The sequence below is a fragment of the Streptomyces sp. NPDC050704 genome (genome assembly GCF_040654355.1).
In the GTDB taxonomy this organism is placed as follows: domain Bacteria; phylum Actinomycetota; class Actinomycetes; order Streptomycetales; family Streptomycetaceae; genus Streptomyces.
This window is the reverse complement of record NZ_JBFAHW010000068.1, coordinates 25,455-38,999: the sequence shown is the minus strand read 5'-3', so window position 1 is coordinate 38,999 and position 13,545 is coordinate 25,455. Positions and strand designations below refer to the sequence as shown.

Below are 13,545 nucleotides of genomic sequence, written 5' to 3'. Positions count from 1 at the left end.
AGACGGACATCGCTCACCCTGCGCCGGGTTCCACACCGGTGCGCTCACCGCGACACCGCCCCGTGCCCGCAATCCGCCCACAACAGCTTGCCGCCCTTCGACGCGCCCGGTTCGCGCGGCACCTGCACGCCCCACGCGTCCGCGCAGGCCCGTACGAGGTGCAGTCCGCGGCCGTGTTCGGCTTCCGGGGGTACGTCATCGAGGGCCCCCGGGGGTCCGCCGAAACCGGGCGGGACCTTCGGGTCGGCGTCCCACACGCCGACCCGGAGCCGCCCGGAGTCCGCGAGGCGGAGCCTCAGGGCGTACGGGCCACGGGTGTGCGGGTGGGCGTTGGTGAGCAGTTCGGAGGCCACCAGCTCGGCGGTGACGGCGAGGTCGGTCAGGCCGTGGGCGGCGAGGACGGTACGGAGGGTTGTCCGGGCGATCCCCGGTGCGCGTGGATCGTGCGGGAGTTGGAGGGTGTAGGACCAGGGCGGGGATACGGTGGCCATGGGAAGTCTCCGATCGCGAGAGGGAGTTGCGGTGTGCACTACGGGTGCCCAGTGACCGCGGCCGCTCCGTCGAGCGGGGTGCTCCTGAGCGGGGCGCCTGAGTCAGTAAGCCAGCGGCTCGCGACTTAATATATTTCCCATTTCGGCAATCGCATGAGGTTTTCGCTCGTATGGGTGACACCATCATGTGGTTGTGCAAGGAGAGTTGAGCCATGGCGCCCAGGACCGCCACGACCGCCCGTCGGCTGCGTCTCGGCACGGAGTTGCGGCGGCTGCGCGAGCGCGCAGGGCTGACCGTCACGGAGGGCGCCCGCCAACTCGGCGTCAGCCAGGCGCAGCTCAGCAACATCGAGGCCAGTCGGTTCGGTGTGAGCCCCGACCGGCTGCGTGCGTTGGCCCGTATCTACCGCTGCGCCGACACCGCCCATGTGGACGGGCTGATGGAGTTGGCCACGGAGCGGAAGGGTGGCTGGTGGGAGACTTTTCGGGAAGTGCTCCCGGCAGCCCTCCTCGACCTGGCCGAGATCGAGCACCACGCGGTCCTGCTCCGGGCGGCCAACACCGCTCACATCCCCGGCCTGCTCCAGCTCGCCGACCACGCTCGCGCCATCTACGAGCAGGCCGTGCCCGAATTCAGCCGCCTCGACATCGAGCATCGGGTGAACCATCGACTCCAGCGCCAGGCGCTGCTGGACCAGGACAAGCCGGTGCCGTACCAAGCGATCATCCACGAGGCCGCTCTCCGCGTACCCGTGGGCGGGCCGTCGGTCACCAAGCGGCAGCTGCAACACCTGCTGGTCCAGAGCGAGCGCGACGGCATCACGATCCAGGTGATCCCCTTCGCCATCGGCGCCTACCCGGGTTCCGGACAGACGTTCCTCTACATCGGGGGCCCTGTTCCTCGGCTCGACACGGTCTCCCTGGACCAGTCGCACGGACCCGCCCTGGTCGACGCCGAGGCCGAACTGGACACGTACCGGAATCTGCTGCAACGCATGGAGTCCGTAGCCCTTCCCCCGGAGAAAACCCGAGACTTCATCCAGAGCCTGGTCACCGAACTGTGAGAGGACCCACATGACCACCTACGCATGGCAGAAGTCGTCCTACTGCGCCCAGGGCGAATCCTGCGTCCACGTCGCCGCGACCGCACAGAAGTCGTCCTACTGCCAAGAAGGCGACGCCTGCCTGCACATAGTCGCCACCCCTGCGAAAACGATCCGCCTCACCGAAAGCTCCGACCCCACCCACTCCATACTCGCGACCACCCCCACCACCTTCAGCACCCTCCTCCGTACGCTCAAGGGAAACCAGGACTGAAAGGAAACCAGGACTGAGATGTCGCACCCCGACGAGATCAAATTCCGTGCCATCACGTCGGTCCAGAGATGGATCGCCAATCCGATCAGCCGACGCCTCCCGTTCCAGACCCTCCTGGAGACGACCGGGCGGACATCGGGGCTGCCGCGCCGCACACCGATCGGCGGGCGCCGCGTGGGGCAGGAGTTCTGGCTGGTCTCCGAGTACGGCGAGAAGTCGCAGTACATCCGCAACATCAAGGCCGACCCGAAGGTCCGGGTCCGCGTCAACGGCCGTTGGCACAACGGCACCGCCCAGCTGCTGCCGGAGGACGACGCCCGCGCCCGGCTGAAGTCCCTGCCGCGGTTCAACAGCGGCGCGGTCAAGGCGTTCGGCACGAATCTGCTGACGGTACGGGTCGATCTGACCGACTGATCCGCGTCTGGCTGCCGAGTCACAAGGGGCGCCTGAGTCGATTGCGTGCTGATTACGAGTACAGGTGTGCGAGTAATTTTCGGACGATATTCGGCCGGGAGGCTCTTACCGAAGGGTCGGGAAAATAAATAGCCCTCCTCCGGAACCACGCCTTGACAGACCTCAATTACCTCCCTAAAAAGGACGCACGGGGGAGTAATTGACCATTTGGCGCGATCGAGCAGTCTTCTCTTGATACCGCCGCTCCACCCGATGCGTTGCCGTTTTCAACAATCGGGGGGAGCGATGCCGCTGTGATCACTCAGGCGATGTGGACCCACGGCCACACCATGGACGTGGAGAAACCCGCACAGCTCGTCAGCACCTGGCGCGCCGGTTTCTTCGTACGGGTCGTCGGCAGGCCCAACTCGACCAATTGGTTCCACTTCGCGGTACCCACCCCGGTCATCGTGAAGGACAAACGGCAGATGACCGATTCGGTCATGCTGCGCTTCCGGGCCAGCTCCGACTTCGCGTCGGTGACGAACGTCCACGTGTATGACGGCGAGAACCGTATCGCCGCCCATGACGGACTCGACCTGTCCCCCTCGGCCTTCGGTTTCTCCCGGTTCGACGTACCCGGAAAACCGGACGTGCGGTGGGGTGTCGGAATCTCGGTCGGCGTCCGCTTCGCCGGCTCCACCGACGCCCAGAACACGCTGGAGTTCAGCTCGGCCGGCTGCGACTTCAAACTCCTCGAAACGGTCCGGCTGCACGTCAAGGTGCTCACCGCGCCCTCCCGGTTCACGATCGACGACATGATCGCGGGCATGCGTGAGTCCTACGAGCCGAACGGCTTCCGAGTGGTCCACGGCAGCAGCGAGAACCTGAACCTGCCCACGCTGAACGTCGTCGATGTCGGCGGCTGCACCCGCGGCGAGAGCACCGCGGAGCAGACCGCCCTGTTCGGCAACCGCAACAACGTCGGCACGAACGACGTCGTCGCGTACTTCGTACAGGCCACCAACCCGCCGTTCAACGGCTGCGCCGCTCATCCCGCGGGACGCCCCGGCGCCGTCGTGGCCAGCGGGGCGAGCCGCTGGACGCTGGGGCACGAGATCGGGCACGTCCTCGGTCTCAACCACGTGAACGACAACAACCGGCTGATGACCGGCAACGGCACCGACAACATCACCAACCCGCCGCCCGATCTCGCCACGTCGGAGATCACCACCATGCACAACAGCGCCCTGACCATCGATCCGTGAGACAGGAGAAGACGTGCCGATCACCCTGGACGAGCTGCGCCGCCTCCTGGACAGCGACGAACCGGACTACCCGGCGATCGCCCTGATGACCGGTCCGGAGTCGGCGGAAGATCTGCGGACCCTGGCCCGGGACGAGAACGTGATGCTCGCGACCAAGGCCGTCTACGCGGTCAGCCTGATCGAAAGCAGCGCCGCGCACGACGTCGTGGACGAGGCCGCGGCGAGCGACGAGCCGCTACTGCGGATCGCGTCGGCCTCCGCCCTGGTCAATCTGCCGGAGGAGGCCCGCAACCGGGTCGCCGAGCGGCTCATCGAGACGGCAGACGTCAACGTCGAGAAACTCGTCATCCGTTCCCTGGGCCAGAACCTCACGCCACGGCTCGAAGAGTCCCTGGACCGACTGGCGAACGACAGTTCCTCGGAAACCATCCGAGACCTTTCCCGATCCAAGCTGGACGACCGCTGAGCGGCGGACCTGAATAGCAGAAGAAAGGGGCGTTCCATGCCCTTGGAAAAGGCGATGTGGACGCACGGCCACCATCTCGCGGTCGAATTCCCGGACCGAATCAAGAGCGAATGGCGAGCAGGCTTCTTCATCCGACTGGTCGGAAAGCCGGGAACCACCAACTGGCTGCACTTCGGCATTCCCACACCGGTCATCGTCAACGGCAACCGGCTGGCGGTCGACTCGGCGCTGATCCGGTTCCGCTCCAACTCCGCACAGTCCGCCGTCACCAACGTGCACGTGTTCGACGGCGAAAACAGGATCTCCGCCCACGACGGCCTGTCCCTCGCCCCGCAGAACTGGGAAATGCGCCGCTTCAACCTGGCGAACCGCCCGGAGGTCCTCTGGGGCGTCGGCGTCACCCTCGGCGTCCGTTTCAGCGGCACCACAGACGCCCAGAACACGCTGGAGTTCAGCTCGGCTGGGGTGGACTTCTTCCCGTAGCCCGTAAGCCCGTAGCCCGTAGCCGGGCAGAACCGCCTAGGCCGCCCCGCGCCAGACCGTCAGGTCGCCGCTCACGAACCCGTCGACCGGGAATGCCGTCGACTTCACGTCGACCACGAACAGAGCGATGTCTCCGGAGGGGTGTTCGAAGCAGATCTCGCTGCCGGCCGCCACAATGGCGAGCGGGAGCTTGTGCCCGGCGTCGGCAAGGGTTGCGCGACAGGATTCCAGGGTGGCGCCCGGCTTCTCGGAAGGCACCCAGTCGACCAGACTCGTGTCGCTCTCCAGCGCGCAGGTCTGCCCGCAGACGAAGCGGATGTCGGCCTCGCGTTCCTTTGCGCTCCTGTCGTCCTTGACGTCTTTGGCGTCTTTGGTGCCCTGGAGGAGGTAGCGGTAGGGATCCTTGAGATCCAGGCGTAGCGTCGCGTTCAGCATCATCACGGGGTACGGGATCGGTTTCGGCGGCCCGGACGCGGTCGAGGAGGGGTCCGACTCCCCTGATGTCCGGCCACCGGTTCCTGATCCCGACGACGGCGCGGATGCCGACGAGGACGCCGACGACCGTGCGGACGCCTCCGGAGCGGCCGTCGAGGACTCGGCCGCGTCCAGGGCGCGGATCCGGTCCGACAGGTCCAAGGCCCTCCATCCCAGGCCCGCCGACAGCAGCGATCCCACGATCACGACGACCAGGAACAGCCTGGTACGCCGGAGGGCCCGCCGCTCGTCCGCCCCCGTCGGCTGCGGACGCCCCTGCAGTTGCGGCTGCGGGAGCAACGGACGCGTGTGCATCGGCATCGTGTGCGCAGGCATCGTGTGCGCCCAGGCGGGATCGGAAACCGGGGACGGAACTGTCACCGCCGGCCCCATGACCTCCCGCCAGACGGCCGGCCCCGCGCCCGCATCGGCGTCACTGCCCAGTTGCCGCCGGCACCACTCGACGATCTCCGCCGGGGTGGCGCGCTCCGCCGGATCGGCGGCGAGGCACCGGGCGAACAGCGGACGGAGCTGCGCCGGCAGAAGGGACAGGTCAGGTCTCTCGTGCACGATCCGGTACAGCACACCGAGCGAGTTGCCGTCCCCGTACAGCGGCTCGCCCAGCGCCGCGAACGCCGCTGTCTGGCCGAGCGCGAAGACGTCGGTCGCCGCCGTGACCTCACCCGCGGACGCCTGTTCGGGAGCCATGAAGTGGGGCGTGCCGACGGCGGCTCCGGTGGCGGTGTGCGAGGTGATGCCGGAGGCCAGCGAGATACCGAAGTCGATCACCCGCGGCCCGTCGCCGGCCAGCAGCACGTTCGACGGTTTCAGGTCCCGGTGCACGATTCCCGCGCCGTGGATGGCCCCCAGTGCCTCGGCCACCCCCGCCATCAGCCACAGCACCGCCGGCACCGGCAGTGGTCCGCGCCGGGCGACGGCGTCCGAGAGGGAGGGGCCTGGCACGTACAGCGTGGCCAGCCACGGCGGTACGCCGTCCGCGTCGGCGTCGATCAGCTCGGCGGTGTACGCGCCCCGGACCCGCCGGGCCGCCGTTATCTCCCGACTGAACCTCCGCCGGAAAGCCGGATCGTCCGCCAGCTCCGGCCGGATCACCTTGATCGCCACCGGCCGGCCGCCCTGCGTGTGCGACAGGTAGACCCGCCCCATGCCTCCCGCGCCGAGCCGGGCGGCGAGGCGGTAACCGGCCACCATGGGCGGATCGTCCGCCTGCAGCGGCTGGAACACCTCAGTGGCGTTGTTCATCGGCCCTCGTCCCCCCGATTCCCCCTGAATCCCCGATTCCCCCGCCCCGCCAAGATCGCACGGGACTGGAAAGTCAAGCACGACTGCGCGGGTTTCGTGACCTTGTTCGAGATCAGCCGGGAGTTCCGGCGAAGGGGCATCGGGGCCCGTGCGTGAGGACGGCAACCTGGACCCCGAAAGACTGCTGGTCCAAGGCAGTTCGGAGCAGCGGGACCGCTGTCACGCTGACGCCTATGAGATCCTCTCGCAGGACGCTGGGCGGCATCGTTTTCGGCCTGCTCCTCGTTCTCCTCTCCGCCGGTCTGTTCGCCGCCCTCCTGGGCGCGTTGGCGGACGAACGCGAGTACACCTCCGCGCCCGCCTGCCCGGACGGCACCCGCTCCGGCGCGACCCGCTCGGGCGCGTGCACGACGGACGTCCGGGCGACCGTCACGAGCACGTACGACGAGGCCCACGGCAAGAGTTCCTGGTACTGGATCACCGTCACCGAGCAGGGCTCGGACACCGAACGACGCGTGCGCATGGCCGGGAAGAGGCCGGTGTTCAACACGGTGCCCACCGGTGGCGCGGTGACCCTGACCTACTGGAAGGGCGAGGTCCGCACCGTGCGGTTCGACACCGCCACCCAGGAGACGTACGAGTCACCGGCCGAGGGCTGGCGACTGCCCACGGCATTCGGTCTGCTGACACTGCCCTTCGGGCTCGGCATGCTGCTGTGCGGCCTACGGTTCCGCTACGCCGCCACCACGCCGCCCGCCCACTCGTGGGCCGTCATGGGAATCGTGGCAGGCGGCTGCCTGAGTGCCATCGGCTTCCCCGTGGCCATGCTGAGCCCCGGTCTGCCAGAGACGCTGCTGATCACAGCGGCCGGCATCCCGCCGATCGCACTCCTGGTCGCCCTCTGCGCCTGGCGGATGCGCCGCCGGACCACCACCGAGCCGACGCTCACTGCGGCACGTACGTGAGCAAGTCCGCGGCGCAGCCAACCAACGTCAGCCCGGCCACACGATCGACTGCAGCTCGCTGTACGCGTGCAGTGCGTACGAGCCCACGTCCCGCCCCACCCCGCTCCGCTTGAAGCCGCCGAACGGGGCCTCCATGTTGCGGCCGACGGTGTTGACGCCGACGCCGCCGGTGCGCAGTCGCCGGGCCACCCGGAAGGCGCGGGCCACGTCGCCGGACCAGACGTAGTCGATGAGGCCGTAGTCGCCGTCGTTGGCCAGGGCGATCGCTTCCTCCTCCTCGTCGAAGGGGAGGACGACGACGACCGGGCCGAAGATCTCCTCGCGGACCACCCGCATGTCGTTGGTGCAGTCGGCGAGGAGCGTGGGCGCCACGTAGAAGCCCCGCTCCAGGGACGGGCGTTCGCCGCCCGCGACGACCCGCGCGCCCTCCTTGCGGCCCAGTTCGACGTACGACTCGATACGGTCCCTGTGCGCCGCCGAGATCACCGGCCCGACCACCGTGCCCTCGGCCCGCGGATCGCCCACCTTCAAATAGCCGATGTAGGAAGCGAGTTGGGCGACCAGCCGGTCGTACACCGGCCGCTGCGCGAGCACCCGCGTCGGGGCCGTGCAGATCTGGCCGCTGTAGAACGAGAACGTCGTGCCGATCCCCCGGACCGCCGACTCCAGGTCCGCGTCCTCGAAGACGATCGCCGCGCCCTTGCCGCCCAGTTCCATCAGCTGCCGTTTCATCCCGCGCCCGCACACCTCGGCGATGCGCCGCCCGACGGCGGTCGAGCCGGTGAAGCTCACCATGTCCACGTCGTCGGACTCGACAGCCGCCTCACCGACCTCCGCCCGCGAACCGCTGACGACGTTCACGACACCCGGCGGCGCACCGGCCGCCTCCAGCGCCTCCGCCATCCGGTACACGGAGAGCGGGTCCTGCGGGGCGGGCTTCACGACGACCGTGTTGCCCATCGCCAGGGCCGGCGCGATCTTGCCGGCCGGGTTGGCCCAGGGATTGTTGTACGAGGTGATGCAGGTGACCACGCCCACCGGCTGGCGTACGGCCAGCGCACCCATGACGGCCGCCTTCCCGAACGGCCCGGCCTCGTTGATCTGCGGCGGCAGCGCCTGCTCGACGGGCTCCACCCGCGCGTACCGGCGGAACCGGGCCACGCCCACCCCCACCTGCATACCGCGCGCCGTCCCGGTCGTGGCACCGCTCTCGGCCTGGGCCAGTTCGGCGTACGGGACGAAGTTGCGCTGGATGATGCCGGCCGCCCGGTCGAGGACGGCCGCGCGCTCCTCCGGAGTCGTGCGCGACCACGCCCCGAAGGCCTCGCGGGCGGCGGCCGCGGCCGCGTACACCTGCTCCCGCGAGGCCTCCGGCGCCTGCCCGACGACCCCCTCGGTCGCCGGGTCGATCACCTCGTAGTGGCCACCGTCCGGCTCCACCCACGAACCACCGATGAACAACCGCTGCCCGCCGGTCACTTGGCCTCCCGCCGCAGCTCCGAGCGATGCCTCACTTGGTGCTCACCGTCCGCGTGTCCCGCCCCGACCGCAGCACCTTGCCCGGCACGGCTCCCGTCACCCGGTCCCCGCGGATCGCCTCGACCCCGTTGACCCAGACCGCCGTGATCCCCAGCGCCTTGGAGTCCAGCCGCGGGCTGTCTCCCGGCAGGTCGTGCACCAGCGTGGCCTTGTCGGCGTCGATGCGCTCCGGGTCGAAGAGGACGAGGTCGGCATGGAACCCCTCCGCGATACGCCCGCGCTCGCGCAGGCCGAAAAGCCGGGCCGGGTCGTCGGTGAGCATCTTCACCGCCTGCTCCAGCCCGACCAGCTTCCGCCCCCGCAGACAGTCCCCGATGAACCTGGTCGTGTACGGCGCCCCGCACATCCGGTCCAGGTGGGCGCCCGCGTCCGAGCCGCCGAGCATGACGTCCTGGTGCTGCCAGGTCTCCGCGCGCAGCGACCACGAGTCGGGGTCGTTGTCGGTGGGCATCGGCCACAGCACCGTACGCATCTCGTCGGCCGCGCAGATCTCGACGATGCACTCGAAGGGCTCCTGGCCACGCTCGGCGGCGATGTCCCGTACGACCCGTCCCGTGAGCCCTTCGTTCGCCGCGCTGTACGTGTCCCCGATGACGTACCGCCCGAAGTCGGCCAGCCGCCGGAAGACGCCCGCCTCCTTCGAGTCGGCCCGCCGCAGCATCTCGGACCGCACCCCGGGATCCCGGAGCTTCGCGATCCGCTCGGGGACGGGGAGGCCGAGCACGTCGCCCCACCCGGGGATCAGGTTCAGCGCGCAGAAGGTGCCCAGCGACATGTTCATCGGCGTCAGGATCGGCATCGTCAGCGCCACGATCCGCCCACCGGCCTTACGGGCCCGCTCACTTGCCGTCAGCTGCCTGGGCACGCGGTCGGGGACGGCCGCGTCGATCGTCAGGACGTTCCAGTTCAGCGGACGCCCCGCCGCCGCGCTCATCTCCACGAACAGATCGATCTCGTCGTCGCTGAACTGGTCGAGACAGCCCGCCACGATCGCCTCGATCTGGGTGCCCTCGTGCTCGCCCACCGCCTCGGACAGCGCGAGCAGTTCGGCCGGTTTCGCGTGCCGGGAGGCGACCGGTTTCCCGTCGCCGTCGGAGTGTGTGGACGACTGGGTGGTGGACAGTCCCCAGGCCCCGGCGTCCATCGACTCGTGGAGCAGCCGAAGCATCGCCGCCAACTGCTCGCCCGTCGGCTGCCCGCCCACCGCGTCCGGCCCCATCACATACCGCCGCAGCGCACAATGCCCCACCATGAACCCCGCGTTGACGGCGACCCGCCCCTCCAACGCGTCCAGATACTCACCGAAGGAGTGCCAGCTCCAGGGCGCCCCCTCCTCCAACGCAACCAGCGACATCCCCTCGACCTTGGACATCATCCGCCGCGTGTAGTCCGCGTCCTGGGGACGGTCGGGGTTCAAGGGGGCAAGCGTGAAACCGCAGTTGCCCCCCGCGACCGTCGTAACCCCGTGATTGAGAGACGGTGTCGCGTACGGGTCCCAGAACAGCTGCGCGTCGTAGTGGGTATGCGGATCAACAAACCCGGGAGCGAGTACGAGCCCGGCCGCATCCTCACTCGTACGGGCCGACTCGGTGACGCTACCGATCACAGCGATACGCCCGTCCCGTATCCCCACATCGGCAACGTACGAGGGCGCACCCGTCCCGTCCACGACGGTCACGCCTTTGATCAGATGGTCGAGCATTGGCTACGCCCCTCTCGAGCTCTCTCCGTTATCTGCCGCTGCACACCAGGCGACTTAAGGGGCGCGGGGAACTGCGCGACCAGCCACAACGAACCCGCACCCTCCAACGAACGTCACCCCGCCTGCCGGAACCGAGAAGTCCGATGCACAGGATCCGTATCGATCTTCGGAATCACGTGCTCCCCAATCAGCCGAATCGACTGAAGCGTGTCCTCCCGAGAAATCCCGATCGGCATCCCGAACGACAACTGATCGGCCCCCGCCTGCTCCCACCGCTTACACTGCGTGAGCACCTCCGCCGGGTCACCGCAGATCAACAGCTCCTCGGAGATGAGGAGTTCGATGATCTCCTCGTTGAACTCGGGCAGCGTCTCCGGCCAGACAGGAAACCCCTCGGGCCGCGGGAACGTGTCGTGGTACCGGAAGACCAGCGACTGCAGATAGTGCAGCCCACCGGTGGCCGCGATCCGCACAGCCTCCTTGTGCGTCGGCGCACAGATCGCCGTCGAGGTCACCATCACGTTGTCGTTGACGAAGTCCCCGACCGGCTGCGCCTCCACGATCGCCGACTTGTACTGCTCAAGCACCCACTCCATGTCGGAGACCTTCTGCACGCTGAACCCGAGCACCCCGAGCCCCTTGCGGGCGGCCATGGCGTACGAGGGCGGGGACCCGGCGGCGTACCACATCGCGGGATGCGACTTCCCGTACGGCTTCGGCAGGACCTTCCTCGGCGGCAGCGACCAGTGCTTGCCCTGGAACCCGACGTACTCCTCCTGGAGCCACATCTTCGGGAACTCGGCGATGGTCTCTTCCCAGATCTCCTTGGTGTAGTTCATGTCGGTGACGCCCGGGATGAAGCCGAGGATCTCGTGACTGCCCGCGCCCCGACCGCTGCCGAACTCGAAGCGTCCCTCGCTGAGATGGTCGAGCATGGCGACCTTCTCGGCGACCTTCACCGGATGGTTGACCTGGGCGAGGGGGTTGAAGATCCCGGAGCCGAGGTGAATGCGCTCGGTGGCATGCGCCAGATACCCGAGAAAGACGTCGTTCGCCGAGAGGTGCGAGTACTCGTCCAGGAAGTGGTGCTCGGACGCCCAGGCGTACTTGAAGCCGGACTTGTCCGCCTGGATGACGTACTCGGTCTCCTCCATCAGCGCCTTGTGCTCCGCGAGCGGATCGGTCTCGGCCCGCTTGCCCACGTATCCCTGTACAAAGAGCCCGAATTCCAAGGAGGTTCACCGTCCCCATGAGTCTCTGTTGAGTCCCTGTCCGACCTATCTGACGTGTCGTCAGATTCACACAGCCGACTGTTCCACCACCCCCTCGGAGCGTCAATAGCTGACGCTCCGTCAGATGGCTCCGTGTGGACCGGACGGCTCCGGGCGGATCAGACCACGCTCACCCCCGCCAGCCACCCGCCGTCGATCACGAACGGCTGCCCGGTGATGTAGGAGGAGTCCTCGCAGGACAGGAACAGGGCGAGCCGGGCCACCTCCTCGGGCTGCCCGATCCGGCCCATCGGCACGAGCTTGCGATACATCCGCCGCACACCCGCCGCGGCCGCCTCGGCGTCCGCCGCCGGATCGAGCACGGCCGGGTTGCTCATCGCGGTGTCGATGGCGCCGGGACAGACGGCGTTGACGCGGATCCCCTTGGCGCCCAGCTCCAGCGCGGCCACCCGCGTGAGCCCGACGATCGCGTGCTTGGTCGCGGCGTACGCGCCGACGTACGCCATGCCGGTGACCCCGGTGTACGAGGCCGTGTTGACGATGGTCCCGCCACCGGCCGCCTCGATCTCGGGGGCCAGGGCCTTGATGCCGAGGAAGACGCCGACCTGGTTGACCCGCACGATCTGCATGAACTCGTCGAGGGGGGTGTCGACAAGGGTGTTGAAGCGCAGGATGCCGGCGTTGTTGACCAGCCCGTCGACCTTTCCGTACGCCTCCTTCGCGGCGGCCACCGCGGCCGCCCAGTCACCCTCGGCGCTCACGTCCAGGTGGACGTAGAGCGCCCCGAGCTCCTTGGCCAGCTTCTCCCCCGGATCGTCGAGCACGTCCGCGACGACGACCTTGGCGCCCTCGGCCGCGAAGAGCCGCGCCTCCTGCTCGCCCTGGCCACGCGCGGCGCCGGTGACGAGGACGACGCGTCCGTCGAGCTTGCCCATGGGTTACTCCTTCAGCGATGTGGACCAGGAGACGAGGAGCCCATGGTCGTAGCTGACGGGTCGTCAGGCAAGGGCGGCGAACGCAGCTCTACACGCGTGGAGGCAAGGCCGGACGGGCTACGGAGTATGTGGTGATGCACACGCTAAGTGACCGACCGGTAGGGACATTTGACCCTGTCGGCAGCACCGGCGGAACCCAATAATCCTCAAACGGAAGGTAAAGCCACCCCCAAAGATGGAGCTGAGCATGGCCCGCAGGCGCTTCAAGAACAAGAAGGTCAGGTACGTGGCGATCGGTGCGGCGATCACGTCAGGTGCCGCCGTCGCGACCGTGCTGCTGCCGTCGGCCAACGCCGCCGACGAGAAGAAGACGCCGGAGCAGATCCTGACCATGTGCGAAAGGGCCAAGGTGCTCAACGGCAAAAAGCAGAGCATCTTCGATTTCGGTGGCCACCCGATCGCAGGCCCCAGCTTCGCGTCCGACTCGTGCGAGTTCGTCGAGACGAACTTCGAAACCTTCGACGGCCCCGCGGAGAAGGCCTCGATCGACTTCCCGAACTGTGAGCCGAACGCCACCGAGCCGTCGAAGGTCGACGCCACCTGGAAGGCGATCGTGGGCCAGGGCGAGGGCAAGTACACCGCGACACAACAGGGGGCCGGCGGCGGGGTATTCGGCGCTCTGAGCGGGTCCTGGCTCAAGCACACGGGAACGACCGACCTGACCATCAAGACGGTGACCGCAAGCGACAAGGAAATCAGGGAAGTTCCGGTCGGCAAGGTCCTCCACATGGAGTTCACGCCGAAGATGCAGCGCATGACGGGCGTGTGGCGGGTGAAGATCGATGCCCGCGAGGCGACGACCACCACCAATCCCGTCCCCGCGCAGACCTTCGAAGCGCCGGAGGTCGTGGAGGGACCCTTCATCCTGCCCGGCGCCGCCGGCGCTCCCGGAATCCCGGACGGGGTGCCGAAGGCCGTCCTGACCGACTGCTGACAGACCGTCCACCTGCGATGACA

At 68.2% G+C, this 13,545-nt stretch carries 14 protein-coding genes; 8 read left to right on the top strand and 6 right to left on the bottom strand.

Going from position 1 to position 13,545, the window contains the following annotated elements:
- Positions 1–44: 44 nt before the first annotated feature.
- Positions 45–491: an ATP-binding protein gene (locus tag AB0I18_RS32860; protein ID WP_363109290.1), complete on the bottom strand. Its 447-nt coding sequence runs from the start codon at positions 489–491 to the stop codon at positions 45–47.
- Between the two features lie 212 nt (positions 492–703).
- On the opposite strand from AB0I18_RS32860, the gene AB0I18_RS32855 reads away from it, so the two are divergent.
- The 6 genes from AB0I18_RS32855 to AB0I18_RS32830 all read left to right on the top strand — a co-directional run bounded on the left by AB0I18_RS32855 (position 704) and on the right by AB0I18_RS32830 (position 4,418).
- Positions 704–1,555 (top strand): helix-turn-helix transcriptional regulator, encoded by an 852-nt coding sequence (locus AB0I18_RS32855; RefSeq protein WP_363109289.1) that lies wholly within the window; start codon positions 704–706, stop codon positions 1,553–1,555.
- Positions 1,556–1,565: 10 nt separating this feature from the next.
- Positions 1,566–1,808, top strand: a complete 243-nt coding sequence (locus AB0I18_RS32850; protein ID WP_363109288.1) for a DUF397 domain-containing protein — start codon at positions 1,566–1,568, stop codon at positions 1,806–1,808.
- A gap of 18 nt (positions 1,809–1,826) precedes the next feature.
- On the top strand, positions 1,827–2,222 hold the full coding sequence (locus AB0I18_RS32845; RefSeq protein ID WP_363109287.1) for a nitroreductase/quinone reductase family protein: 396 nt from the start codon (positions 1,827–1,829) through the stop codon (positions 2,220–2,222).
- 293 nt (positions 2,223–2,515) lie between these two features.
- Positions 2,516–3,469, top strand: coding sequence for a DUF6623 family protein (locus AB0I18_RS32840; RefSeq protein WP_363109286.1), 954 nt, complete (start codon positions 2,516–2,518; stop codon positions 3,467–3,469).
- A 13-nt stretch (positions 3,470–3,482) separates the two neighbouring features.
- Complete coding sequence (locus tag AB0I18_RS32835; RefSeq protein ID WP_363109285.1) at positions 3,483–3,935, top strand: hypothetical protein; 453 nt, start codon at positions 3,483–3,485, stop codon at positions 3,933–3,935.
- A gap of 36 nt (positions 3,936–3,971) precedes the next feature.
- Complete coding sequence (locus AB0I18_RS32830) at positions 3,972–4,418, top strand: DUF6623 family protein (RefSeq protein ID WP_363109284.1); 447 nt, start codon at positions 3,972–3,974, stop codon at positions 4,416–4,418.
- 36 nt (positions 4,419–4,454) lie between these two features.
- Here AB0I18_RS32830 and AB0I18_RS32825 read toward each other — a convergent pair whose 3' ends face one another.
- On the bottom strand, positions 4,455–6,155 hold the full coding sequence (locus tag AB0I18_RS32825; RefSeq protein ID WP_363109283.1) for a serine/threonine-protein kinase: 1,701 nt from the start codon (positions 6,153–6,155) through the stop codon (positions 4,455–4,457).
- Between the two features lie 233 nt (positions 6,156–6,388).
- Here AB0I18_RS32825 and AB0I18_RS32820 point away from each other — a divergent pair, with 233 nt between their 5' ends.
- A complete protein-coding gene (locus AB0I18_RS32820; protein WP_363109282.1) occupies positions 6,389–7,120 on the top strand; it encodes a hypothetical protein in 732 nt (243 codons plus the stop codon).
- A 27-nt stretch (positions 7,121–7,147) separates the two neighbouring features.
- Here the strand turns inward: AB0I18_RS32820 and AB0I18_RS32815 are convergent, their stop codons facing one another.
- From AB0I18_RS32815 to AB0I18_RS32800, 4 genes are all read right to left on the bottom strand, one after another.
- A complete protein-coding gene (locus tag AB0I18_RS32815) occupies positions 7,148–8,599 on the bottom strand; it encodes an aldehyde dehydrogenase family protein (protein ID WP_363109281.1) in 1,452 nt (483 codons plus the stop codon).
- 31 nt (positions 8,600–8,630) lie between these two features.
- A complete protein-coding gene (locus AB0I18_RS32810; protein WP_363109280.1) occupies positions 8,631–10,361 on the bottom strand; it encodes a D-aminoacylase in 1,731 nt (576 codons plus the stop codon).
- 113 nt (positions 10,362–10,474) lie between these two features.
- A complete protein-coding gene (locus tag AB0I18_RS32805; protein ID WP_363109279.1) occupies positions 10,475–11,593 on the bottom strand; it encodes an LLM class flavin-dependent oxidoreductase in 1,119 nt (372 codons plus the stop codon).
- A 158-nt stretch (positions 11,594–11,751) separates the two neighbouring features.
- Positions 11,752–12,528: a glucose 1-dehydrogenase gene (locus tag AB0I18_RS32800; protein WP_363109278.1), complete on the bottom strand. Its 777-nt coding sequence runs from the start codon at positions 12,526–12,528 to the stop codon at positions 11,752–11,754.
- 247 nt (positions 12,529–12,775) lie between these two features.
- Here AB0I18_RS32800 and AB0I18_RS32795 point away from each other — a divergent pair, with 247 nt between their 5' ends.
- A complete protein-coding gene (locus AB0I18_RS32795) occupies positions 12,776–13,522 on the top strand; it encodes a hypothetical protein (protein ID WP_363109277.1) in 747 nt (248 codons plus the stop codon).
- The last annotated feature ends 23 nt before the right edge of the window (positions 13,523–13,545 follow it).

Excerpts from the sequence above, each read along its gene's own strand:
- AB0I18_RS32850 (WP_363109288.1), top strand. The coding sequence starts at position 1,566 with ATGACCACCTACGCATGGCAGAAGTCGTCCTACTGCGCCCAGGGCGAA.
- AB0I18_RS32860 (WP_363109290.1), bottom strand. The coding sequence starts at position 491 with ATGGCCACCGTATCCCCGCCCTGGTCCTACACCCTCCAACTCCCGCAC.
- AB0I18_RS32795 (WP_363109277.1), top strand. The coding sequence starts at position 12,776 with ATGGCCCGCAGGCGCTTCAAGAACAAGAAGGTCAGGTACGTGGCGATC.
- AB0I18_RS32855 (WP_363109289.1), top strand. The coding sequence starts at position 704 with ATGGCGCCCAGGACCGCCACGACCGCCCGTCGGCTGCGTCTCGGCACG.
- AB0I18_RS32845 (WP_363109287.1), top strand. The coding sequence starts at position 1,827 with ATGTCGCACCCCGACGAGATCAAATTCCGTGCCATCACGTCGGTCCAG.
- AB0I18_RS32820 (WP_363109282.1), top strand. The coding sequence starts at position 6,389 with ATGAGATCCTCTCGCAGGACGCTGGGCGGCATCGTTTTCGGCCTGCTC.
- AB0I18_RS32830 (WP_363109284.1), top strand. The coding sequence starts at position 3,972 with ATGCCCTTGGAAAAGGCGATGTGGACGCACGGCCACCATCTCGCGGTC.
- AB0I18_RS32800 (WP_363109278.1), bottom strand. The coding sequence starts at position 12,528 with ATGGGCAAGCTCGACGGACGCGTCGTCCTCGTCACCGGCGCCGCGCGT.
- AB0I18_RS32810 (WP_363109280.1), bottom strand. The coding sequence starts at position 10,361 with ATGCTCGACCATCTGATCAAAGGCGTGACCGTCGTGGACGGGACGGGT.
- AB0I18_RS32825 (WP_363109283.1), bottom strand. The coding sequence starts at position 6,155 with ATGAACAACGCCACTGAGGTGTTCCAGCCGCTGCAGGCGGACGATCCG.